The sequence below is a fragment of the Symmachiella macrocystis genome (assembly GCF_007860075.1).
GTDB lineage: Bacteria > Planctomycetota > Planctomycetia > Planctomycetales > Planctomycetaceae > Symmachiella > Symmachiella macrocystis.
In genome coordinates this window covers 243469-264188 of the sequence record NZ_SJPP01000003.1, presented here as the reverse complement: position 1 = coordinate 264188, position 20720 = coordinate 243469, and the positions used below count along the sequence as shown (strand labels likewise).

The following is a 20720-nucleotide window of genomic DNA, read 5'->3' as shown; positions in this document are numbered from 1 at the left end:
GCGGCCAAGGGAATTTGAGGTCGAGCAGTTATTACGGAACCAGTTGTCGAAAACAGAACTATCGCACGTCGAGTGAAACGGTCCTGGTGCCGTTGAGCGAGACGAAATGAGCGCGAGGTGGGCGCGACCCACAAAGGTGCCATGTTTCAACGAATTCTAGTCGCCAATCGTGGTGAAATCGCCTTGCGGGTCCTCCGTGCGTGTCGCGATTTGGGAATTGAGTCCGTCGCTGTCTTCAGCGAGGCGGACCGCGGTGCACATTATCTGAAATTGGCTGATGAGGCGTATTGCATCGGCCCGGCTGCCGCGACCGACAGCTATCTGATGATCAACCGTATCATCAGCGTCGCGGAACTGGGCAATGTCCAAGCTATCCATCCTGGATACGGCTTCTTGGCGGAGAACTCACATTTCGCCGAAGTCTGCCGTAGTTGCAATATCGAGTTTATCGGTCCCCCGCACGAAGCCATGGCACAGTTGGGGGACAAGGTGACGGCCCGCGGGATTGCGGAGCAAGCCAAAGTCAGCGTGGTCCCCGGCAGTGACGGACTGGTTGCCAGTGAATCGGAGGCCTTGGAGGTCGCGAATCGCATTGGTTATCCGGTGCTGATCAAAGCCACCGCCGGTGGGGGTGGCAAAGGGATGCGGGTGGCGATGAACGACATCACGCTGAAGTCGGGCCTCAAGGCGGCTTCAGCCGAGGCGGAGAGTGCCTTTAGTGATGGCGGCGTGTATCTCGAAAAATACATTGAGCATCCGCGGCACGTCGAAGTCCAGATCTTGGCCGACAGTCACGGCAACGTGGTGCACCTGTGGGAACGGGATTGCAGTTTGCAGCGACGGCACCAAAAAGTCGTCGAAGAAAGCCCCGCTTCGAGTTTACCCACTGCCGTGCGGCAGGACATCTGTAAGGCGGCTGTCCGGTTGGTTAAAGCGGCGGGTTACCAGAACGCGGGTACCGTCGAATTTATTGTCGACAAGGACAATCAGTTTTACTTCATCGAAGTGAACGCGCGGATTCAAGTGGAGCATCCGGTAACCGAGATGGTGACCGGCATCGACTTGATCCAACAGCAGATTCGCATTGCTTCGGGGGAGGCGTTGCCCTGGAAACAGAAGGGGATTCCTTGCGAAGGGTCCGCTATTGAAGTCCGCGTGAATGCAGAGGATCCCGACAACGATTTTCGCGGCTCACCCGGAAAAATCACGAAATTGCGCGTTCCCGGTGGGATCGGCGTGCGTTGGGATTCGCATGTTCATGAAGGCTACACAGTCGGACCGTATTATGATTCCTTGATCGGAAAACTGATTGTGCACCGCCCCACGCGCGACGAGGCGATTGCGACGATGAAGCGGGCGTTGGCGGAATTTGAAGTGGAAGGGATCGCTACGACAATTCCCCTGGCACGCAAGATTTTTGATCACAACGCCTTCGCCGAGAGCAAAGTCGATACCACATTTATTGAGCGAACATGGTAACGTGCGGGTCCTGTCGTGATCAGCACCACTGCACAAGTAGATAGGCCACATTGAGTGGCGAAATGGATCAGTCCAAAGCGACGGACCGTTAGTTTTTGTCAAACAAGAGAGACGTGAGAAAATGAAAGTTGCATTATTGACCGGTGGCGGCGATTGTCCCGGTCTGAACCCGGTGATTCGCGCAGTGGTTCGCACGATTCACAATGCCGGCGGAAAATCGATCGGCATGCTTGAAGGTTGGCGCGGCGCGATTGAGGGAAATTTTACAGATCTCTGCGTTCAGGACACCGATGAAATCATTGCCCGTGGCGGCACGATTCTGGGGTCTTCGCGAACGAATCCTTATAAAGATCCAGATGACCCCGAACTGGCGGATCGTTTGATCAAGACGTTTGATGAACTCGATGTGGATGCGCTCATCGCCATTGGGGGTGACGACACATTGGGTGTTGCCAGCCGGTTGTATTCGGAACGCAAGTTTCCCGTGGTTGGTGTACCTAAGACAATCGACAACGACTTGAGTTGCACCGACTTTACGTTTGGCTTTGATACGTCGATCAATATCGTGATGGAATCGGTGGACCGTTTGCGGACGACAGCCGAGTCGCATCGTCGTGTGATGGTCATCGAAACCATGGGACGCCACGCCGGGTGGATCGCCTGTTTCGCCGGAATTGCGACCGCCGCCGACTTTATTCTCGTGCCGGAAGTCGAAGTCGACATCGACGAGATGTGCAATATTCTCAAAGCGCGTCGTGCGGAAGGCAAGTCGTACGGCCTGATCATCGCCAGCGAAGGGGCCAAGTTGCCGCAAAGCGGTATGGTCACACAGGACGCCGAAGTGGATGACTTTGGTCATGTGAAACTTGGCGGGATTGGCGATACCTTGGCTGAAGTCATTGAAGAACGGACCGGAATCGAAACGCGGGCCGTCACATTGGGTCACTTGCAGCGCGGTGGTCCGCCCAGCGCCTACGACCGCGTGTTGGGGACCCGTTTGGGAATCAATGCCGCTCGGTTAGTGCTCAACCGTCAATATGGCCGCATGGTCGCCTTGCGAGGCATGGGTATTGTCGACGCCCCATTATCCGAAGCGGTGGGTACGCTCCGCACCTTGGACCTGGAATTCATGCGCGAAGCGGGAGAATTCTTCAAATACGACGCCGATCCCAACCACACTCCGTAAGCGTTGCGTCGTATGGTTCGGTCACCCAACGGCGGCGACCGGCTTAGTAGTCAATGGTATTCGGCGAGTGGGAACCATCACGTTTCCGCTCGCCGTTTTTTTGTCTTGAAGTAGTTTCAAAACCCTCTGACGCATCTCGCTGATACTAGAATGTAAGTTTCCGGAACAAGCGCAACCGGGTTTTGAAACAGGTTCTTGGCGATGGCAACCTGGAACCTAGTGGCTGTGGGGCGTGTCTTGTCGGCTGTGGCTTTGCCCGGTCGCGGCTTCGGCCTAAAATGCAAAGCAGCCACCCAGAGAGTTGAGAATATGACCACCAGCAATACCCGCCGCGAGTTTGCCCTCTACGTTGCGCGGGAATTGCATGAAGCGGGGTACCAAGCATTGTGGGCGGGCGGGTGTGTGCGCGATGCGTTGTTGGGACGCGAACCTTCGGATTATGACGTCGCTACCAATGCGCGTCCGGACGAAGTCCGTAAAGTTTTTGGAAGGCATCGCACGGTGCCCGTGGGGGCCAGTTTTGGTGTGATGCTGGTGACGGCGCCGCGTAGCGAAGACAACGTCGAGGTCGCCACGTTTCGCAAGGAAGGCCCGTATCTCGATGGCCGTCGCCCCGATTCCGTACAATACTGCACGCCCGAAGAAGACGCCCGGCGGCGCGATTTTACCATCAACGGCATGTTCTATGATCCGCTCAAAAATGAGGTTCTAGATTTTGTGGGCGGGCAGGAGGATCTGCGGTTAGGTATCGTGCGGGCGATTGGCGACGCGCATCATCGCATCACGGAAGACAAATTGCGGATGCTCCGCGCGGTACGGATCGCAGCGACTTTAGAATTCACACTCGATCCAGCCACTGCGGCGGCGATTGCGGAGATGGCTACGGAAATCGCAGTGGTCAGCGTTGAACGCATCTTCCATGAATTAGCACGTATGCTGGTTTGCCCTCGGCGGGTGCGGGCGTTGGAATCGTTGCGCGAATTGGGGCTGCTGCGGATGATATTGCCGGAGATCATCCCCAACTTGAACGAAGTCGATTCGGCCGAGCACTGGGGCAGAACCTTGCGGATGTTAGCTGGACATTCGGAGATGTCGTTTGAGTTGGCCTTTGCCATCTTGCTGCGAGAAGTCCCCACTCAGCAGGGTCGAGAAAACGATTCTCCCGCTGCCCGCGACGCAGCGCGTGCGGAGGTGGTCGAGCAAATTTGCCGCCGCTTGAAATTATCGAACCAGCAAACTGAACGGATCTGTTGGCTGGTCCAGCAGCAACACGTTCTTCGCGATGCTCCGCAACTTCCGCTGCACGCGCTCAAACGGTTATTGGTAAAGCCGGGCGCGAAGGAATTGCTCATGCTGAACCGGGTTGCCGCCGTCGCGGCCGAGGTGGATTTGACCGCTGTCGAATTCACCGAACGCTTCTATGAGGAAACGCCCGCTGATGAACTCAATCCTCCCGAATTGATTAACGGCGGCGATTTGATTGCGGCCGGTTTGTCGCCGGGACCGGGATTCAAGGAAATTCTCGATTCGATCCGTGACCGCCAATTGGACGTTGAAATCACCACCCGCGAAGCGGCGCTTACGGTTGTGAATCAATTGATAACTGGCAAGAGCATCGAAGAGAATTCCTAACGGACTGCTGCCGGGCCAATCCTTGCGAAAGCGGGCGAACGTCCTTACAGTCTAAAACCAAACGCCCGCATTGAGCATTCCTAAAGACTACAGTCGAAGGCCTAGTTCCTCCCATGCCCGCTCCCATTCGTTTCGGCATTATCGGTGCCGGCGCTGTTTCCGACTACCACCATGTTCCCGGCATCAAGATCGATCCTCGCGCCGAACTCGTGGCGATTTGCGACCCCAATGCCGACTTGATGCAGCAGCGTCAAACCGATTGGGGACCAACGCGGTGTACGACCGACTACAAAGAATTGGCGGCTGATCCCGATGTCGATGCGGTGATCATTGCCACCCCCAATTTCACGCACAAGGAGATTGCGCTGGCCTGTATTGCCGGGGGCAAACATGTGATGTGCGAAAAACCGTTGGGGCTGAATTTCGCCGAATCGCTGGAGATGTATCAGGCCGCCCGCGACCAAGGGGTCCGGCATATGACCGCTTTTACGTATCGGTTTGCGCCGTCGATGCGGTATTTGAAGCATCTGGTTGCGACGGGCGCGCTGGGTGTGCCGCGGCATTTTCGTAGCCAGCGTTTTCTGGATTTACCGGAAACGAGTTGGGGCTGGCGACAATCTAAAAAATTGGCCGGAGCGGGGGATCTGTTCGATATGACAATCCATCGCATCGATTTCGCACAGGACTTGATGGGGCCGATGACGGCTGTCTGCGGTGCCATTGCGCAATACGCAACGCGCGAAAAGACGGCCGATGGTCAAGCGTGTCCGCCATCGGATGTCGACGATTGGTCGGCATTGATCGGTCAATTCTCTGGAGGTGCAGTCGGTGTGTTCGAGGGAAGCACGGTGATGAAGGGCTATCACTTCGGAGGCTTCGGGCGGGAATGGGCCGAGGTGAATGGCAGTGAAGGCTCGGCCGTGTACCAACTCACTGAGCCGAATACGATTTTGCTGGGCAAGGGGGGCGAGTCGCTAGAAAAAGTCGATGTGCCTGCGGAGTTCCTCACGCCGGACGGCAGCCCCCGTGATCCCAGCCAGGGCGTACCCGCCACGGTCTTCCGGTACGATCTGGTCTACGAACTCGTCTCGGCGATCATCGAACAGCGCGATGCCGTCCCGGGATTCGATGATGGAGCCAGTGCGCAGCGGATCGCAGATGCGGTGTTGGAATCATTCGACAACCGAAGTTGGGTGACATTGCCAAGTGGATTGGAGACGTAAGCAGACCGCTTGACTGGCTGGTGCTGAGGATTGCCCCCATTGAGAAACGCGGTTTACTTTTTTGGTTGTGCGCGTTTTTTCTTCTTCGCGGCGACTTTGGGGGACTTCTTTTTCGGAGAGGTCTTTTTCTTTGCCGCCTTCTTCGCGCCAAAAATCTGGTCGTAATTATTGGCAAATGCGTCCGTCGATCCGGTGTGTACTGTGTAGCCCGTCATGCTGGATTCCTCAATGTCCGTGTCGAATTCTTAGCGTACCGCCCGGTGGTCGCCGGGCAATTTGGTCATGATACCGGCAGGGAACGTGGCTTCAAGTGTCTCGCTGTTTGCTACTTGGTGTTCATTGCACGGGGCCAGCACAGTCCTAACGGTTTTGCCGACTGTAACGTCTCTTTTCTGGCGTACGGTGCGGTTGGGAAAAGATTCTCTTGGAAATCGCTAAAATCGGTGTGAAATGTTCGGGGTTTCTACGTTATGACCTATGAACCGGAATAGCACGAGCGAAGCGAACACTCTGTCTACGTTGAGTTGTTTACGGCTGGCAGGAATATCATAGGTTCGCTTGTTTGTCGTCGATATCGCGGGAAGCCTCTTTTTTTCCGTTGTTTCGTTAGCGTTTAGCGAAGTCGTCGGGTGACAGTGCGGAAAACGCAGCTGTGTTGGGCAATGCTCGCGATGGCCTGATTCTCGGCTGTGATGTGTTGACGCAAGGTTTGCAGTCGAAACTAGCAGTATGACAGCCCGCGAATCCCGTTTTTTGGCTTTGAGGTGGGATGAATCTGGGAAAATATCCCAAGTTCATTAAACTTATTGTTGATCGAGCCGGCGACGGCGCGATACAATTTTATGTAAGTCTAGGGTAAATAGAGGGAATGGTTGAATTCCTGCGATTTCTTTAGCAAAAGTTCTGTGCAGATTTCCGTGCCTTAGTTTCCGGCGAATAACAAAATTGCCGTCGTTCCGTGAAAGGAAATGTTCCATGTTGCCGCGATTCCTTAGCAAGCCGTTTCGAGGACGAACCGCGTTATTGATGACTTGTTTATCAATCGCCGGTGTTGTCACGCTCACAGGGGCGTCGAAATCCCGAGCCATTACCAAATTGACCCTCGATCCGACTGCGGATGTCGTGCCGCTGTTCGATGGGATTGAGCAAAAGTCGTTGGACGTTTCGTACATTGCCAAGGATTCCAAAGGCGGAAACCTGTTCATCACCAATACGGGTGACAAGCCGTTGACGATCCAAATGCCGAAGGCATTCGCGGCTGTGCACGTGATGAAACAAATTGGCGGTGCCGGCGGGAATGTCGGTGGCGGTGGCGGTGGCTTTGGCGGACAAGGCGGCGGCGGTGGCGGCCAAGCGGTTGGCGGCGGCGGCGGGTTCGGTGGTGGTGGTGGCGGATTTGGTGGTGGCGGTGGTGGCGGCGGATTATTTTCCGTACCTGCTGAAAAAACCGCGAAGATCAAAATCAAGACGGTTTGCCTCGAGCATGGTAAAGCCGAGCCGCGTCCCAAAATGGAATACGAAATCAAACCGTTGGAAGAATTCACCAGCAACGGACCATTGTTGGAATTGGTCGAAAGCTATGGCTCGAGCCGTAGCAACAGCGATTTCGGCGCCGTTCAAGCGGCCGCGTGGCATCTTGCCAATGACATGAGCTGGCGTGAATTGGCGCAGAAGAAATTCGATCGCGTCGGACGTCCGGACGAAGCGTACTTCAGCGGTCGTCAACTTCAAGCAGCCCAAGGTATGGTGACCATTGCTGTGACCAAGTCCAAGGAACGTGAAGAAGAAAAAGCTAAAGAAGGCGGCGACAGCGTGCGTACCTACAACGAAGAAAAGTAGTTGCACGCGATTTGCACAGCACAGAATTCACGGAACACGAGGAACTCGCTTCTCTGCAAAGAGAGGGGAGTTCCTTTTTTTAATTTGTCCATTGTTTCTATCGCCCGCACCTTTCCCTGTGATAGCGACGAATTGCCGCCTCTGCTTCAGGGCGGATTACGATTGTCGGTCGCGCCGCACGTAACTGCGCCATTGCCTCATCTGCGTGACGGGCCATGCCGGTGTGTAGCAGGTAAGCACCCACCACGGCGGCGCTGCGGGAATAGCCGATATTGCAATGCACGTAAACCACTCCGCGCTGTGAATGCAATTCGATGAATTGAACCGCCGTATCGAGTTGCTCCGGCGTAGGAGCGGTCAAATCTAAGACTGGCAGGGCCAAGTAATCCAGCCGTTGAAATTCACTTGGTTCGGAGAATGCAACGGTCAGGTCGACAACAGCGGTGACGCCAGCGCGAATCGCCTCTGCGGCTTCATGGTCCGCCAAACGTCTGCCAATCCGAAGCTGTTCGGTTACGGTATCCCACGGGCGGCATTCTTGGCGGTAATGTAACCACGATAAGTACTGCCCGAAAAACACCGGAGCCAGGATGAGCTGCGAACAGAATGGCAGTTGCCCGTCGCGTTTGTCGAAAATTCCTGGTCCGATGCCGAAATACCCCGCAGCGACCAATCCCGCCGAAACGGCCGGCCACAATAACCAGAGCCCCCAGGAACCGATGCCGATCCCGACAACGGCCAAAGCGATTGCGCCGCAGGCATACCGTCGTCCGACAGCCATGTTCTGCTCGACCGGTAATCGGAACGGCGTCGAACGGACGAGGTAGAAGCAGACTGCGGCTAATACGAAACCGCCGGCAACGTCGACGATATGGTGTTGATAGGTCAGCAACGTCGATAGGCCAATCAAACTAAACCAAAAGTTGGATGCCCAGCGGACTGCTCCGTGGGTGTGCCGTGCGTAATGCACGGCTAGAATCGTCCGCAGCGCGATGTGCAGCGACGGGCAGAGGTTGTACGGGAGGTCGAATTGGCGAAATTGATTGAATAACTCTCCCAGCATCCCCGATACCGGCGGACGTTCGACGGCCAATTGCAGAGGAAACAGCAAAAAACAACCACCTGCTAAGAGAATGGCCAGCAAGATTCGCCGTGACAAGATTCGCAGTTCCACACGATCACGGCAGAGAAATGGAGCAGCGACGAAAAACAGGTCGATCGACATATAGGGAATGATCATCGCCGGGACGAATGGAATGATCTGTTCCCAGTCGTAGTACCACGTTCCCACGTCACTGCGGAGCGATGAGATGTAGTTTGTTGCTGAGTAAACCAACATGAATAATAGTGACAACCCTGCGGAGGTGAGCGCTGGTTGTTTCCATGACATGGCATCGGATCGTTGATGCTTGGGGTATTGGTTGCTCATGATTGCCTTGATGAAATTCGGTATGGCAAGGTTTGTGTTAGCTGCGCCGTGGTTTGGAAATGCTATAGTGAGTAGCAGAGCCGCCTGTTGTTTATGGCGACTTGATTTGACAAATATCATGGAAAAACTATGCCGAGCATTTACGATTTGAAGCCGCGGTTCCAAGCGCTGTTGCGACCGATCACACGCGGATTAGCGGCGGCGGGCGTGACGGCCAATCAGGTCACCGTGGCTGCGGCCGTGTTGTCGATTGCGGTTGGGGCTTGTATTGCGCTCTACCCAGAACGACGGTGGCCGCTGCTGCTGGTTCCGCCGTTTTTATTCGTGCGGATGGCGCTCAATGCGGTTGACGGCATGTTGGCTCGCGAACACGGCATGAAATCGCCGCTGGGGGCGATCCTGAATGAATTGGGGGATGTGATTGCCGATGCTGCGCTGTATCTGCCATTTGCGCTGGTACCAGGTGTGCACCCGGTGTTGGTGGTGTTGGTGGTGATTGAAGGCATTATCAGCGAGATGACCGGCGTGGTTGCGGTGCAAATCGGGAGCGAGCGGCGCTATGACGGTCCCTTGGGGAAGAGTGATCGTGCGTTTTTGTTTGGCTTCATTGGCTTATTGCTCGGTTGTGGGGTCGAGACCGGGCGGTGGTTGGACGGCTTGCTCGTCGTCGCAATTGTTCTGTTAATGCTAACGATCGTGAACCGCGCCCGGCGTGGTTTAGCGGAAGTACGGGCGGCATCGTCTGAAAATGTAGTGAATTCTCCAAATTCCGCGTGATATACGGCTACCTGTTTGCGCCCCTCTCTTAACAGGCCACTTGACCAAGTATTGAGGGGACAAAGACAATGGCGACTCTGCTTGCTGAAATCGAAAACTCATCCACGCAACTTCCGGCAACCCGCATTGCGTCGGAACATTGTTTCACGACCAGTGACGGCACTGAGTTGTTTTATCGTGCATGGGCGCCGCAAGGGCGATCCTCACAAGCGGTGCTGCTGTTTCATCGGGGGCATGAACATTCGGGCCGTTGGCAGGATGTTGTCGACCGCATAGGGATGGAGGAGACCTGGTTTTTTGCCTTCGATGCGCGCGGTCATGGGCGTTCGCCCGGCGAACGAGGTGATGCCGAAAGTTTCGGACGCATGGTTCGCGATGCCGATGAATTTGTTCGGCATCTTTCCGCAACGCATGGGATCGCCATCGCCGACATGGCCGTTGTCGGACAAAGCGTGGGCGCCGTGTTGGCTGCCGCTTGGGTGCATGATTACGCGCCACCCATTCGTGCCATGGTACTCGCGACGCCGGCGCTGCGGATTAAACTTTATGTCCCTGGTGCCATCACTGGCTTGCGGTTGTGGCAGAAGTTAAAGCCCAAGTCGTTCGTTAGCAGTTACGTCAAACCGCGAATGCTGACGCACGATCAAGAACAAGCACAATTGTATGCCGACGACGCGTTGGTCACGCCACAGATCGCCACGAATATTCTGTTGGATGTGCATGATACGTCCACGCGGTTGATCGAAGACGCCGGCGCGATTGTGGCGCCGACGTTGTTACTGTCGTCCGGTGCCGACTATGTGGTGGAATCCAAACCACAACAGCAGTTTTTCGATCGGCTCGGGTCCGCCGTCAAAGAGAGGGAGGTGAATCCGTCGTTTTACCACTCCACATTTTGGGAAAAAGAACGCGCCCTGCCGATCGCACGGACGCGGGAATTTATTGAGCGACAATTCGAAGATCCGGCACCGGCAGCGTCATTATTGGAGGCGGACAAGTCGGGTTATTCGAAGTCGATCTGCGACGACTTGGAGCAACCGCTTTCGCTGCTGTCCCCCAAACGGTGGGCGTATGCACTGCAAAAATTGGGCATGAATACCGGTGGACGATTGAGTCGCGGGGTGCGTATTGGTTGGCGGACTGGTTTTGATTCCGGGGAATCGTTGGACCATGTTTATCGCAATCGGGCGGAAGGGACGACGTTTGTTGGCCGGATGATTGACCGGGCTTATCTGGATTCTCCCGGTTGGCGGGGAATTCGGCAGCGCAAGGTGCATATGCTTGAGCTGTTGAATCGCGCCATCGCGCGAACGGCCCAACGCGGTGAAGCGGTGCGGTTGCTCGATATCGCCGCTGGACCGGGACGGTATGTCTTGGAAGCGATCCAGCGGCATGCGGACGTCGAAATGTCTGCCGTATTGTGCGATCGCGACACCGGCGGTTTGGATTGGGGCCGTGCATTGGCGAAATCGATGGGCATCACGTCGGTCGATTATCGCCAAAGCGACGCGTTTGATGCGGAAGCAATCGCCGCACACACGCCGCAGCCGAATATCGCTGTGGTCAGCGGGCTGTACGAATTGTTTCCCGATAACGGTCCAATTCGCGAGTCACTCCGCGGTCTGGCAGCTGCGGTCCCCGCTGGCGGATTGTTGCTGTACACCAATCAGCCGTGGCATCCCCAGCAGGAAATGATCGCCCGCGTGTTACCCAACCGCGACGGCGACCCCTGGGTGATGCGCTGCCGCACGCAGGTGGAGATGGATCAGTTGGTGGCGGCGGCGGGATTTCGCAAGTTGGAGACGCTGGTGGATGACGAAGGGATATTTAGTGTGTCGATGGCGGTGCGGGAGGGGTGATTGGAAAACGAGGTGGCGACTTCCAATAAATTTGACAACCAGGAAGAGCTCGCTGCAAATTCTCAATTCCAACTTCGGTGACTTGATTGCCATCGAGTCGAAGATATCGAAGCTCGTTCATCTGCGTAAGAGCGTCCAAACCTTTGTCGGTGATTTGATTATTGTGAAGGAGCAATGACCACATATTTGTCAGTCCTCTCAGTCGTTCTAAACCTGCATCACCGACACCCGTATTATTCAACTGAAGAAAAACGAGCTTCGTTAGCCCTCGGAGGTGGACCAGTCTTGTGTCGCCAACTTTAGTATCGTCGAGCCACAACTGATGGAGGTCTGTCAACGATTCAAGGTTCTCCAGCCCCGCATCACCTACCTGAGTATTACTGAGCGATAAAATTCGCAGTTTTTTCAATTCACGAAGGTTTTGCAATCCGCCATCATCAAGGAGCGTCTGGCTCAGATGAAGAGATATCAAATTGTTCAAACCCTTGATGTGGTCCAATCCTGCACTGGTAACTTGCGTGTCGGAAAGTGCGAGTGACTTTAGCTCTGTGAGTTGTTGGAGATTTGCTAAGCCATCATCCGTTACCGGAGTGTTATTGAGCGATAGTCTCTCAAGGTACGTTAAATTTCGAAGTCGATGCATTTCCGCATTATTAAACGCCGTATTGTCGAGCTTGATTGTTACTACTTCTTGGCAGGGACGGTCACTGATTTGGATTCCTTCGACGGATCCCCCCAACTGCTCAATTATGGCGACGGTCAGCGGGTTGCAATAAATATGTCGTCCAATCCACGGACAACCCATAAAGCACGGCGCGCAAACGACAAACAATAAAATGGCAAATAGCAACAACAAACGAATTCGCATGCGTCGACGTTTTGAGGATTCATCCGTCATGGCGAGCGTCCTAGATTAGACATTGGGCAATAAGCAGGTTGCCGATACTTCTCAGCCTATCCCAATCAATCTTCGCAAACAATCTGATTATGCTGTCCCTTAAGACATGCAGGCAAAACAGGAAATCGTTACCATGCACGCCTTGAAACAACCCGGACGTCCATGCCGCACATCTTATGCCGGCGAAATGGTAAAGGATTTTCAGGATGCACCTGTTCGATCATCTTACGCCCGAAGTTCGTGTCGCGCTCGGTGGAATTTTGGGGATCTTGGTTGCCTCTTCGGTGTTGGTCTTTGCCGTTTGCAAATTCCGGCCGCAGCGCGATCACAGCGAATTGGTCAAGCGGACGCGGACGTGGTGGATCATTGCCGGGCTGTTCGGCATTTCGCTGGCGCTGCCCGAATGGGGGTTTCTGTGTTTCCTGGGCTTTGTCAGTTTTCTGGCACTCAAGGAATATCTGTCGCTGATTCCGACTCGCCGCGCCGATCGCCGCGTGCTGTTTTGGGCCTACTTGAGTATCCCGCTGCAATTCTATTGGGTACATCTGTCGTGGTACGGGATGTTTATCATCTTCATTCCGGTGTACCTATTTTTGTTGATTCCCACCCGCATGGTCTTCGCCGGCCGCACCGAGGGATTTTTGCGGTCGGCGGGAGTCGTGCATTGGGGGTTGATGACGACCGTCTTCAGCCTGTCGCACGCGGCCTATTTGTTGGTGCTCAAACCAGTGGATACGGGGCGTGCAGTGCCGGATTGGCCAACGGTGGAATCGGCGCTGCAACCGGGGCCGGGATTGTTGATCTTTTTGGTGGTGCTGACTCAGCTAGGCGATGTCGCACAGTTCGTTTGGGGCAAGTCATTGGGCCGGCACAAGATCGCTCCCAATGTCAGTCCCGGCAAAACGGTCGAGGGCTTTTTAGGAGGCGTAGCGACGACGGTCGTGTTGGCTTGGTTGATCGGCCCGCGGTTAACATTGATGGATGCCAAGTGGTCGTTGCTGGCCGGTCTGTTGATCGGCGTCGCCGGGTTTCTTGGAGACCTTTCCATTTCGGCAATCAAACGCGATTTGGGCGTGAAGGATTCCGGCAGCATTCTTCCCGGCCACGGCGGTATTTTGGATCGAGCAGACAGTTTGACGTATACCGCTCCGTTGTTTTTTCACTTCGTGTATCATCTTTATTTTTGAAGACGACAATTTACCACGGAGGCAAAAAAGGCTTTAGGCTTTAGACCGTAGGCCTTAGGAAATGATGAGATCGTGCAACCCTACAGTCTAGAGTCTACAGCCTACAGTCTAATTCCCCCCGTGGTGAATTTTTTCGGCAGCGAAAGCCTATGAATCATTTCTTGCGCGCGTTGTTTTTCTTGATCGTGGTCCGGCCGATCATGCTGATTATTTTGGGCATGAACGTGCGGCATGCGGAGCGGTTGCCGCGGTCGGGGCCGGCGGTGATTGTGGCGAATCACAATAGCCATCTCGACGCATTGGCATTGATGACGTTGTATAGCACGCGGGAGTTGCGGCACGTGCAGCCGGTGGCGGCGGCGGATTACTTTTTTCGTAACCGCTTGCTGAAATGGTTCGCGACCCAGATCATCGGCATCATTCCGCTACAGCGGCAGGTCAAAAACGCGCGGCGCGATCCGTTGGCGCCGATTAACGAGGCGATTGAGAAGAATCAAATCGTGATTCTATTTCCCGAAGGGACCCGCGGCGAACCGGAGCAGATCGAGACCTTCAAAACAGGCGTCGCCCACATTGCCAAACGGCATCCGGATGTGGATGTGGTGCCGATTTTTATGCACGGTTTTGGCAAGGCCCTGCCGCGCGGCGAAGCGCTGCTTGTGCCGTTCTTCTGCGATGTGTTTGTGGGGGATTCGTTTCGCTGGACGGGCGAGCGGAGTTCCTTCATGGACGAAATGACCGGCCGCATCGAATCTCTAGCCGGCGAAATGCCCGCGCAGAGTTGGTAGCGCCTATCGTAGGATGGCCAATTGATTTGCAAACCGTCTCTCGCGAACCGATGCGGCCCAGCAGGAGCTTCGCCCTCCCGTGGACGCAGTGTGTACATTGCACAGCGACCAACGGGAGCGGCATCTCATAATTCGAACGGAAGCTCGCACCAAGCGGCTGTGCCGCTACGCAGGTTTTGGCAAGTCGAGCAGATAAACGTTGCCGTCTTCGGCGGCGATGGCGATTTGTTGGGCGTTGGGGGACCAGGCGGCGCCGTAGGTGGTGCGGCCGGGGAGGTCGGTTTGATAGTGCAGCTTGCCGTCAGCCGTGTTCCAAATGGCGAGGTTGGCGGCGTAGGTGACAGCCAGGAGTTGGCTGCCGTTGCTGTTGTATTGCACGCGATAGATGTCGCCCCGCGCGCCGCTGTAGACTGTTGCCGGTTCGCCTGAATCGACATTCCAGGTGCGGACGACTTTGTCTAGCCCGGCGGCAGCGATAGTTTTTCCGTCGGGGTGATACGCGACGGTGTAGACCGCATCCTCGGCGCCGGGGAATTGCCGCAGTTCCTTGCCGTCGGCGACATTATAGAGGCGGACCGTTTTATCGCCGCCGCCGGTGAGCAGGGTTTGGCCGTCCGGGCTGAAAGCGACGCTATAGACCGGGCCGCCTTGTTCGGGCAAGGCGCGGATTTCCTTGAGTGTAGCGATGTCCCACAGACGCACGGTCTTGTCGGCGGAGGCGGAAGCGAGCGTTTTGCCGTCGGGGCTGAAGGCGACGCTGTAGATCTGCGACGCGTGCCCTTTCAGTTCGCCGGTCGGCTTGAGCGGTGCGTTGGGATCTTCGGGTGGAGCATCGGGCAGCGCCCAGAGTTGGATCGTTTTATCCTGCGAGCCGGAGGCAATCGTTTTGTCGTCGGGTGCGATGGCGACGGTCAGTACCAAGTCAGTATGCCCGCCGAGGGTCGCCAGCGGTTTCAGCGTGTCTGTGTCCCACAGTCGGAGCGTATTGTCAAAACTGCCGCTGAGGAGTTGTGGTTTGGTTTTGAGATATTCGACGACATACACCGGAGCGGTGTGGCCTGTGAGTTTTTTGGTGGCGGGGGAATCGGGCATGGTGGATGTGAACTCTTGAACATGGAGTGAAGGGGAACTGGGTGATTTCCCTTGAATGTCGCGGTGTCGGGGCGGCCTGTCAACTCTTTCCGGGTATCTCAAAACCGTGCCGAGACGCCGCTTCCTCAGTAAATCCATCTGGACAGTAATCTCAGTTTTCAGTATCAACCCCCGGCTCTCTTTTTCGCCAACTTTAATCAAATCTTTAGATTTTCTACGAATTGGACAAATTCTTCCAATTCGACTTTCCCGGGAGGCATGGATGCCAACTGCGGCGTCTCATCGTTTGGAAGTCATGTGGGCTAAGTATCGGGAACTCATCTTCCCGCTGGTCATATTTGCCTCGATCCTTGTGTTCGTGGTTCCGCTGCCGGCGTGGACGATGGACGTGCTGCTGGCTTGCAACTTGACCGTCGGTGCCGTGGTCTTGCTGACGACGATTTATGCCCGTAAACCGCTTGATTTTAGTGTTTTCCCGGCATTGCTGTTGGGTACGACGTTGGCGCGGTTGGTGCTCAATGTGGCGTCGACACGGTTGATTTTAACGCGTGGTGCCAGCGACGGCGAGTTTGCCGCCGGAGAGGTGATTGCCTCGTTTCAGCGGTTTGTCGCCGGTGACAGCGTGGCTGTGGGGCTGATCATCTTTATTATCATTGTCGTGATTCAATTCTTGGTGATCACCAAGGGAGCGACGCGGATTAGTGAAGTGGCGGCTCGTTTTGCATTGGATGGGATGCCGGGCAAGCAGATGGCCATCGATGCCGATCTGAATGCTGGGATTATTAGCGCCGAACAGGCGAAAGTGCGGCGAGAAGAGATTTCGCAGCAGGCGGACTTCTATGGGGCCATGGATGGTGCCAGTAAGTTTGTCCGTGGTGATGCCATTGCCGGGATCGTGATTACGTTGATCAACTTGGTCGGCGGGATCTACATGGGCATGGTTGAAAACGATATGACGTTTCGGGTGGCGATCGAAACCTTTACAAAATTGACGATCGGCGACGGGTTGGTCAGTCAGGTGCCGGCGTTCTTGATTTCGTTGGCAGCCGGCTTGTTGATTACGCGGTCGTCGAGTGACAGTGACCTTTCGGGCGACATGGTGGGGCAAATCTTTAGTTCGCCTCAGGCGATGTGGATTGCTGCCGGGTTTTTGGTGGCGTTGTCGTTTACCGGTTTGCCGGGGCCTCCGTTGTTTATCTTGGGGGCGGCGTGTGCCGGCGTAGGGTATTCGCTCACGACAAGTCGTAAACACAAAGCGGTCGCCCAGGTTGCTGCAGATGCGGAGAAAGAAGAGAAGGCGCGGCCGGAGCCGAAGCCTGAGGACAACTTGCTGGTTGATCCGATGGAGTTGGAGTTGGGCTTTGGTTTGATCCGTTTGGCCGATGTGAATTCGGGTGGTGATTTGCTGGATCGAGTGACGCGGGTGCGGCACAAAGTGGCACAGGAATTGGGGATCATTCTGCCGAAGGTGCGGATTCGCGACAATATTCGTCTCGAGCAGCGGCAGTATCAGGTCAAAATTAACGATGTGGCGGTGGCCTGGGGCGATGCGTATCCGGACGGGTTGTTGGCGATCGATACTGGTGCGACCAACGGAACGGTTCCCGGTGTGGAAACCGTTGAGCCGGCATTCGGGCGTCCCGCGGTCTGGATTGAAAGTGGACAGCGTGAGCGTGCGGAGTTGATGGGTTATAGCGTGATTGAGCCGGCAGCGGTGATTGTCACGCATCTGACTGAGGTTGTCCGCCAGCACAGCGATGAGTTGTTGTCGCGGCAGCAGGTGCATCAGCTGATTGATAATTTGAAGGAACGGTCGCCCAAGGTGGTCGAGGAATTGATTCCCGACTTGTTGAAGACTTCGCAAGTGCATCAGGTGCTGACGAATCTGTTGCGCGAGCAGGTACCGATTCGCAATTTGGAGGCGATCTTGGAGTCGTTGACGGATTGGGCGGATCGGACGAAGGATACGGGTATTTTGACTGAGTATGTGCGGCACGGGTTGTCGCGGCAGATTTGTCAGCAGTTGCGCGATAAGAATCGCGTGTTGCGAGTCATTACGATGGATCCGGCGATCGAGGATCTCGTCGCGGCGGGGATCGAGCATGGTGAGCGTGGCACGGTGGTGAAGCTTTCGCCGCAGGTGTCTGAAGCGGTCACGCGTGGGGTGGCTGAGGAGTTGCAGCGTCTGACGGCAGCGGGCCATCAGCCTGTGATTGTGGTGAGCCCGCAGATTCGAGCGACGCTCAAGCAGATCACGTCTGCGGTGTTGCCGTCGTTGGCGGTTTTGAGTTTGAACGAAATTACGCGAGATACACAGGTGGAGGCGATCGGTCAGGTTGGCGTGGAAACTGTGGCGGGTGCCGGCGCAGTGTCGGCCGGCTAGCAGCGGCCCCATTGGGGGTGTCCCGGAGTTCAGCGGATCGAAGTGAGAATTGGAAGGAATCTTGATAATGGCGGATGTGCGGACTTATCGAGCGGAAACAATGCAGCAGGCATTGGATGTCGTGCGGCGCGAGTTGGGCCCTGAAGCGGTGATTTTGCATACACGCGAGATACCGCAGCCGCGGTTTCTCAAATGGCGGCGGACCCGACAGCGTGTGGAGGTCACTGCCGGGACCGGCGTGAATGTGCGAACACCCGCTGCACGCGCTGTTCAGCCCGCTGCTGTCGCCTCGCCGCCGAAGGCTCCCATTGATGATGGCGGTGTGTCGCTGGAGATCGGCTTGTCACGTCCGTCGACTCCGGAGGCCTTTGGACCAGCGCCGGAATTGCTCTCGCCGCCGCCGCCGGCTCCGGCTCCAACTCCAACTCCAACACAAGAGCGGGTGGCGGATATGGGATTGCCGTCGGTTGTGTCGCAACCCTCGGGTTCGCAGTCTGCGGAGTCGTCGCCGATTTCGAGTCAGTTGCGGTCCATTGAGCAAATGGTCAAGTCGCTGAGTCAAACCGCGGCAGCGCGGCGTAGCGACGAAGTTCCGAGTGATTTGTTTCATCTCTATGCGGAGTTGATCGATAGTGAAGTTGAGGACACGCTGGCTCAGGAAATGGTTTGCCGCCTGAAGGCAGAATGTGCTGACGAGGAGTTGCAGGACGTGCAGCTCGCCAAGGCGCGTTTGTCGCAGATGGTCCAAAACGAGTTGCATTGCAGCGGTCCGATTCGTGTTACGCCGGGACAGCGGAGGACGGTGGCATTGGTGGGTCCCACAGGAGTGGGGAAGACGACGACCATTGCCAAGTTGGCGGCGAATTTTCGGTTGCGTGATGGAATTCGCATGGGATTGGTGACCGTCGATACCTATCGGATTGCCGCTGTGGAGCAACTGCGGACCTATGCCGAGATTATCGATTTGCCGATGAAGGTCGTCACCAGCCCGTTGGAGATGCGGCGGGCGATGGATGAATTGTCTGGGTTGGATCTCGTGTTGATTGACACGGCCGGTCGCAGTCCGCGTGACGAACCTAAGATTCAAGAGCTGCAAAACTTCTTGTTAGAGGCCAAGGTTGATGAAGTGCATTTGGTGATGAGTTTGGTGGCGAGTGCGCGTAGTTTGGAGACGACTGCTCGGCAATTTGCGGTGGCTGGAACGACATCGGTGATTCTCACGAAGCTGGATGAGGCGGCCGGCATGGGGGCTATGTTATCCGCAGCCCGGAAGATCGATTCGCCGATCAGCTATTTGACCACCGGCCAGGATGTCCCCGACGATATTGAAACGGCGGAGGCGGAACGGATCGCGCGGTTGGTTCTGGGGAGTGAGTCGCTGTTTGGGAAATGAGCATCGGTCGGTTTGCCGAGTGCGGTGCAACGATGTCAGTCGATTTTCGGGCCTCCTTTTTACGTCACTCGTGTGAATGCCTGTCACCAATCCGAGGTGTGAAGAAAAAATCCAATGAACGACCAAGCACGCGTGTTAAGAGGTCTGGTCGACCAGCAAGAAAGCGATGCCGTTCCGGCTCCGCATGCCAGGTCGTTGCGCGCACGGACGATTGCCATCACCAGCGGAAAAGGAGGGGTGGGCAAAAGCAATCTCGCATTGAATATGGCAATTGCGTTGCGGCAATCGGGCGCCGAGGTGTGTGTGTTGGATGCGAATCTGGGTTTGGGAAACATTGACGTCTTGTGTCACGAGAACAGTTATTGGAATCTTTCGCACATGGTGAGCGGAGTGAGGACGTTGGCCGAGATCTGTCGGACGGGTCCGGCCGGTGTGCGGGTCATTCCGGGAGCAGGCGGGCTGGTCGATGTGGCGGACTGTCCTGAGCGGGTGCAAAAAAAGATGCTGAGCCAGCTTGTCGAACTTGAACACTCCCACGATTTTTTGATCATCGATACGGGGTCGGGCATCGATCGCCGTGTACGGCGGTTTTTGGAATCCGCTGATGTCGTGCTCGTGATCACGACACCCGAACCCACCTCGATTGCTGACTCATACGCTACGATCAAAGCGTTGATGTCGTCGCCGGAGATTCCAGTCTTAGAAGCGGTCGTCAATCAGGCGCGCAGTCGCGAAGAGGCGACGCGAATCTTAGAACGGATTGGCGAGACATCACGTATATTCCTACAGACTGAAGTGGGGGCAGGGGGTTTCCTGCCCTACGACACAGCCGTTCCCGAAGCGGTCAATCTTCAAACACCATTTTTGTTACATGCGCCCCGATGTCCTGCCAGTCGTGCGATCGAACAATTGGCTCGTCGAATTAAGAACATCTCACGGGTCAAGCAGTCCCACGGTGATTTCTTTTCGCGAATCTGGCCGAGTCGCCCGCGCGAGGCCGCACAGGCATCTTGAATCGGCTTTGTTGTTAAGTTAGCAAGTCTACACGAATTTAAACGAGTATGCGGCGCATGCGGATCAGTAAAGTTTTGCTAGAGTATTCCGGGCATAGTGCCGATATCCTCAACGGGGAAGTTTTATGCGCGGATACGGATTCGCGACATGTTGATTTCCCGAATAGTGGATATCGGAATTTGACACGTGGCCAAACAGTTTGCAATTCGGTTGTCTTTAATCATGTTTGCGGTCTCGGTGATCGAGTCAGCCGTGACCGGCGAAGCATTTCATGCCGGGTTGATTACTGCGGGGACAAAAGCCGTCTGCTTCTTCGTCATCGGGTTGTTAGTCGGCGAGATTGCTCGCCGGGTCGTCGAAGAAAATGCAGTCGCGGAGTTCGCCGAGATAGCAGCGCCGTCAGCCGTACAGGAGTCGTAGGTTTTGACTTCAGTCGGCTTAACAAAGCTGAAGGGACGCCGCGTTATTTTATATGGGGAGATAGCATCTTGTTATCAATATAACTGAGCGGTGACCACAACACCGATTCACCGACACTAAA

17 protein-coding genes are annotated in these 20720 nt (G+C 55.6%); 13 read left to right on the top strand and 4 right to left on the bottom strand.

Annotated features, from left to right (window positions below; genetic code table 11):
• Positions 1 to 141: 141 nt before the first annotated feature.
• The 4 genes from accC to CA54_RS24455 all read left to right on the top strand — a co-directional run bounded on the left by accC (position 142) and on the right by CA54_RS24455 (position 5520).
• Entirely contained in the window at positions 142 to 1479 is a 1338-nt protein-coding gene (accC, locus tag CA54_RS24470; protein WP_146373633.1) for an acetyl-CoA carboxylase biotin carboxylase subunit, read from the top strand.
• Positions 1480 to 1600: 121 nt separating this feature from the next.
• Positions 1601 to 2665, top strand: a complete 1065-nt coding sequence (locus CA54_RS24465) for a 6-phosphofructokinase (protein ID WP_146373632.1) — start codon at positions 1601 to 1603, stop codon at positions 2663 to 2665.
• A gap of 201 nt (positions 2666 to 2866) precedes the next feature.
• Positions 2867 to 4297: a CCA tRNA nucleotidyltransferase gene (locus CA54_RS24460; RefSeq protein ID WP_197532799.1), complete on the top strand. Its 1431-nt coding sequence runs from the start codon at positions 2867 to 2869 to the stop codon at positions 4295 to 4297.
• 113 nt (positions 4298 to 4410) lie between these two features.
• Positions 4411 to 5520: a Gfo/Idh/MocA family protein gene (locus CA54_RS24455; protein WP_146373631.1), complete on the top strand. Its 1110-nt coding sequence runs from the start codon at positions 4411 to 4413 to the stop codon at positions 5518 to 5520.
• A 53-nt stretch (positions 5521 to 5573) separates the two neighbouring features.
• On the opposite strand, the gene CA54_RS29615 is transcribed toward CA54_RS24455, so the two are convergent.
• Positions 5574 to 5735, bottom strand: a complete 162-nt coding sequence (locus tag CA54_RS29615) for a hypothetical protein (protein ID WP_197532798.1) — start codon at positions 5733 to 5735, stop codon at positions 5574 to 5576.
• 760 nt (positions 5736 to 6495) lie between these two features.
• Between CA54_RS29615 and CA54_RS29610 the strand changes: the two genes are divergently transcribed.
• Positions 6496 to 7359, top strand: coding sequence for a hypothetical protein (locus CA54_RS29610; protein WP_197532797.1), 864 nt, complete (start codon positions 6496 to 6498; stop codon positions 7357 to 7359).
• Between the two features lie 97 nt (positions 7360 to 7456).
• Here the strand turns inward: CA54_RS29610 and CA54_RS24440 are convergent, their stop codons facing one another.
• Positions 7457 to 8749 (bottom strand): phosphatase PAP2/dual specificity phosphatase family protein, encoded by a 1293-nt coding sequence (locus CA54_RS24440; RefSeq protein ID WP_197532796.1) that lies wholly within the window; start codon positions 8747 to 8749, stop codon positions 7457 to 7459.
• 168 nt (positions 8750 to 8917) lie between these two features.
• Between CA54_RS24440 and CA54_RS24435 the strand changes: the two genes are divergently transcribed.
• Positions 8918 to 9565, top strand: a complete 648-nt coding sequence (locus CA54_RS24435; protein ID WP_146373627.1) for a CDP-alcohol phosphatidyltransferase family protein — start codon at positions 8918 to 8920, stop codon at positions 9563 to 9565.
• A 68-nt stretch (positions 9566 to 9633) separates the two neighbouring features.
• Positions 9634 to 11424 (top strand): bifunctional alpha/beta hydrolase/class I SAM-dependent methyltransferase, encoded by a 1791-nt coding sequence (locus CA54_RS24430; RefSeq protein ID WP_146373626.1) that lies wholly within the window; start codon positions 9634 to 9636, stop codon positions 11422 to 11424.
• On the opposite strand, the gene CA54_RS24425 is transcribed toward CA54_RS24430, so the two are convergent.
• Positions 11393 to 12322 (bottom strand): leucine-rich repeat domain-containing protein, encoded by a 930-nt coding sequence (locus CA54_RS24425; protein WP_146373625.1) that lies wholly within the window; start codon positions 12320 to 12322, stop codon positions 11393 to 11395. The genes CA54_RS24430 and CA54_RS24425 overlap by 32 nt on opposite strands.
• A gap of 206 nt (positions 12323 to 12528) precedes the next feature.
• On the opposite strand from CA54_RS24425, the gene CA54_RS24420 reads away from it, so the two are divergent.
• Both CA54_RS24420 and CA54_RS24415 read left to right on the top strand, forming a co-directional pair.
• Positions 12529 to 13509, top strand: coding sequence for a phosphatidate cytidylyltransferase (locus tag CA54_RS24420; protein ID WP_146373624.1), 981 nt, complete (start codon positions 12529 to 12531; stop codon positions 13507 to 13509).
• 149 nt (positions 13510 to 13658) lie between these two features.
• Positions 13659 to 14297, top strand: a complete 639-nt coding sequence (locus CA54_RS24415) for a lysophospholipid acyltransferase family protein (protein ID WP_146373623.1) — start codon at positions 13659 to 13661, stop codon at positions 14295 to 14297.
• A 165-nt stretch (positions 14298 to 14462) separates the two neighbouring features.
• Here CA54_RS24415 and CA54_RS24410 read toward each other — a convergent pair whose 3' ends face one another.
• A complete protein-coding gene (locus CA54_RS24410) occupies positions 14463 to 15389 on the bottom strand; it encodes a WD40 repeat domain-containing protein (RefSeq protein ID WP_197532795.1) in 927 nt (308 codons plus the stop codon).
• 262 nt (positions 15390 to 15651) lie between these two features.
• Between CA54_RS24410 and flhA the strand changes: the two genes are divergently transcribed.
• The 4 genes from flhA (at position 15652) to CA54_RS24390 (ending at position 20599) form a co-directional block, all read left to right on the top strand.
• The gene (flhA, locus tag CA54_RS24405) at positions 15652 to 17772 is read left to right on the top strand and encodes a flagellar biosynthesis protein FlhA (protein WP_231963184.1); all 2121 of its coding nucleotides are present in this window, start codon (positions 15652 to 15654) and stop codon (positions 17770 to 17772) included.
• A gap of 67 nt (positions 17773 to 17839) precedes the next feature.
• Positions 17840 to 19165, top strand: a complete 1326-nt coding sequence (flhF, locus tag CA54_RS24400) for a flagellar biosynthesis protein FlhF (RefSeq protein WP_146373621.1) — start codon at positions 17840 to 17842, stop codon at positions 19163 to 19165.
• Between the two features lie 114 nt (positions 19166 to 19279).
• Entirely contained in the window at positions 19280 to 20179 is a 900-nt protein-coding gene (locus tag CA54_RS24395; RefSeq protein ID WP_146373620.1) for a P-loop NTPase, read from the top strand.
• A gap of 186 nt (positions 20180 to 20365) precedes the next feature.
• Entirely contained in the window at positions 20366 to 20599 is a 234-nt protein-coding gene (locus tag CA54_RS24390; protein ID WP_146373619.1) for a hypothetical protein, read from the top strand.
• The last annotated feature ends 121 nt before the right edge of the window (positions 20600 to 20720 follow it).

Coding starts and splice junctions, on each gene's coding strand:
- accC (WP_146373633.1), top strand. CDS start 142: ATGTTTCAACGAATTCTAGTCGCCAATCGTGGTGAAATCGCCTTGCGG.
- CA54_RS24465 (WP_146373632.1), top strand. CDS start 1,601: ATGAAAGTTGCATTATTGACCGGTGGCGGCGATTGTCCCGGTCTGAAC.
- CA54_RS24460 (WP_197532799.1), top strand. CDS start 2,867: ATGGCAACCTGGAACCTAGTGGCTGTGGGGCGTGTCTTGTCGGCTGTG.
- CA54_RS24455 (WP_146373631.1), top strand. CDS start 4,411: ATGCCCGCTCCCATTCGTTTCGGCATTATCGGTGCCGGCGCTGTTTCC.
- CA54_RS29615 (WP_197532798.1), bottom strand. CDS start 5,735: ATGACGGGCTACACAGTACACACCGGATCGACGGACGCATTTGCCAAT.
- CA54_RS29610 (WP_197532797.1), top strand. CDS start 6,496: ATGTTGCCGCGATTCCTTAGCAAGCCGTTTCGAGGACGAACCGCGTTA.
- CA54_RS24440 (WP_197532796.1), bottom strand. CDS start 8,749: ATGTCATGGAAACAACCAGCGCTCACCTCCGCAGGGTTGTCACTATTA.
- CA54_RS24435 (WP_146373627.1), top strand. CDS start 8,918: ATGCCGAGCATTTACGATTTGAAGCCGCGGTTCCAAGCGCTGTTGCGA.
- CA54_RS24430 (WP_146373626.1), top strand. CDS start 9,634: ATGGCGACTCTGCTTGCTGAAATCGAAAACTCATCCACGCAACTTCCG.
- CA54_RS24425 (WP_146373625.1), bottom strand. CDS start 12,322: ATGACGGATGAATCCTCAAAACGTCGACGCATGCGAATTCGTTTGTTG.
- CA54_RS24420 (WP_146373624.1), top strand. CDS start 12,529: ATGCACCTGTTCGATCATCTTACGCCCGAAGTTCGTGTCGCGCTCGGT.
- CA54_RS24415 (WP_146373623.1), top strand. CDS start 13,659: ATGAATCATTTCTTGCGCGCGTTGTTTTTCTTGATCGTGGTCCGGCCG.
- CA54_RS24410 (WP_197532795.1), bottom strand. CDS start 15,389: ATGCCCGATTCCCCCGCCACCAAAAAACTCACAGGCCACACCGCTCCG.
- flhA (WP_231963184.1), top strand. CDS start 15,652: ATGCCAACTGCGGCGTCTCATCGTTTGGAAGTCATGTGGGCTAAGTAT.
- flhF (WP_146373621.1), top strand. CDS start 17,840: ATGGCGGATGTGCGGACTTATCGAGCGGAAACAATGCAGCAGGCATTG.
- CA54_RS24395 (WP_146373620.1), top strand. CDS start 19,280: ATGAACGACCAAGCACGCGTGTTAAGAGGTCTGGTCGACCAGCAAGAA.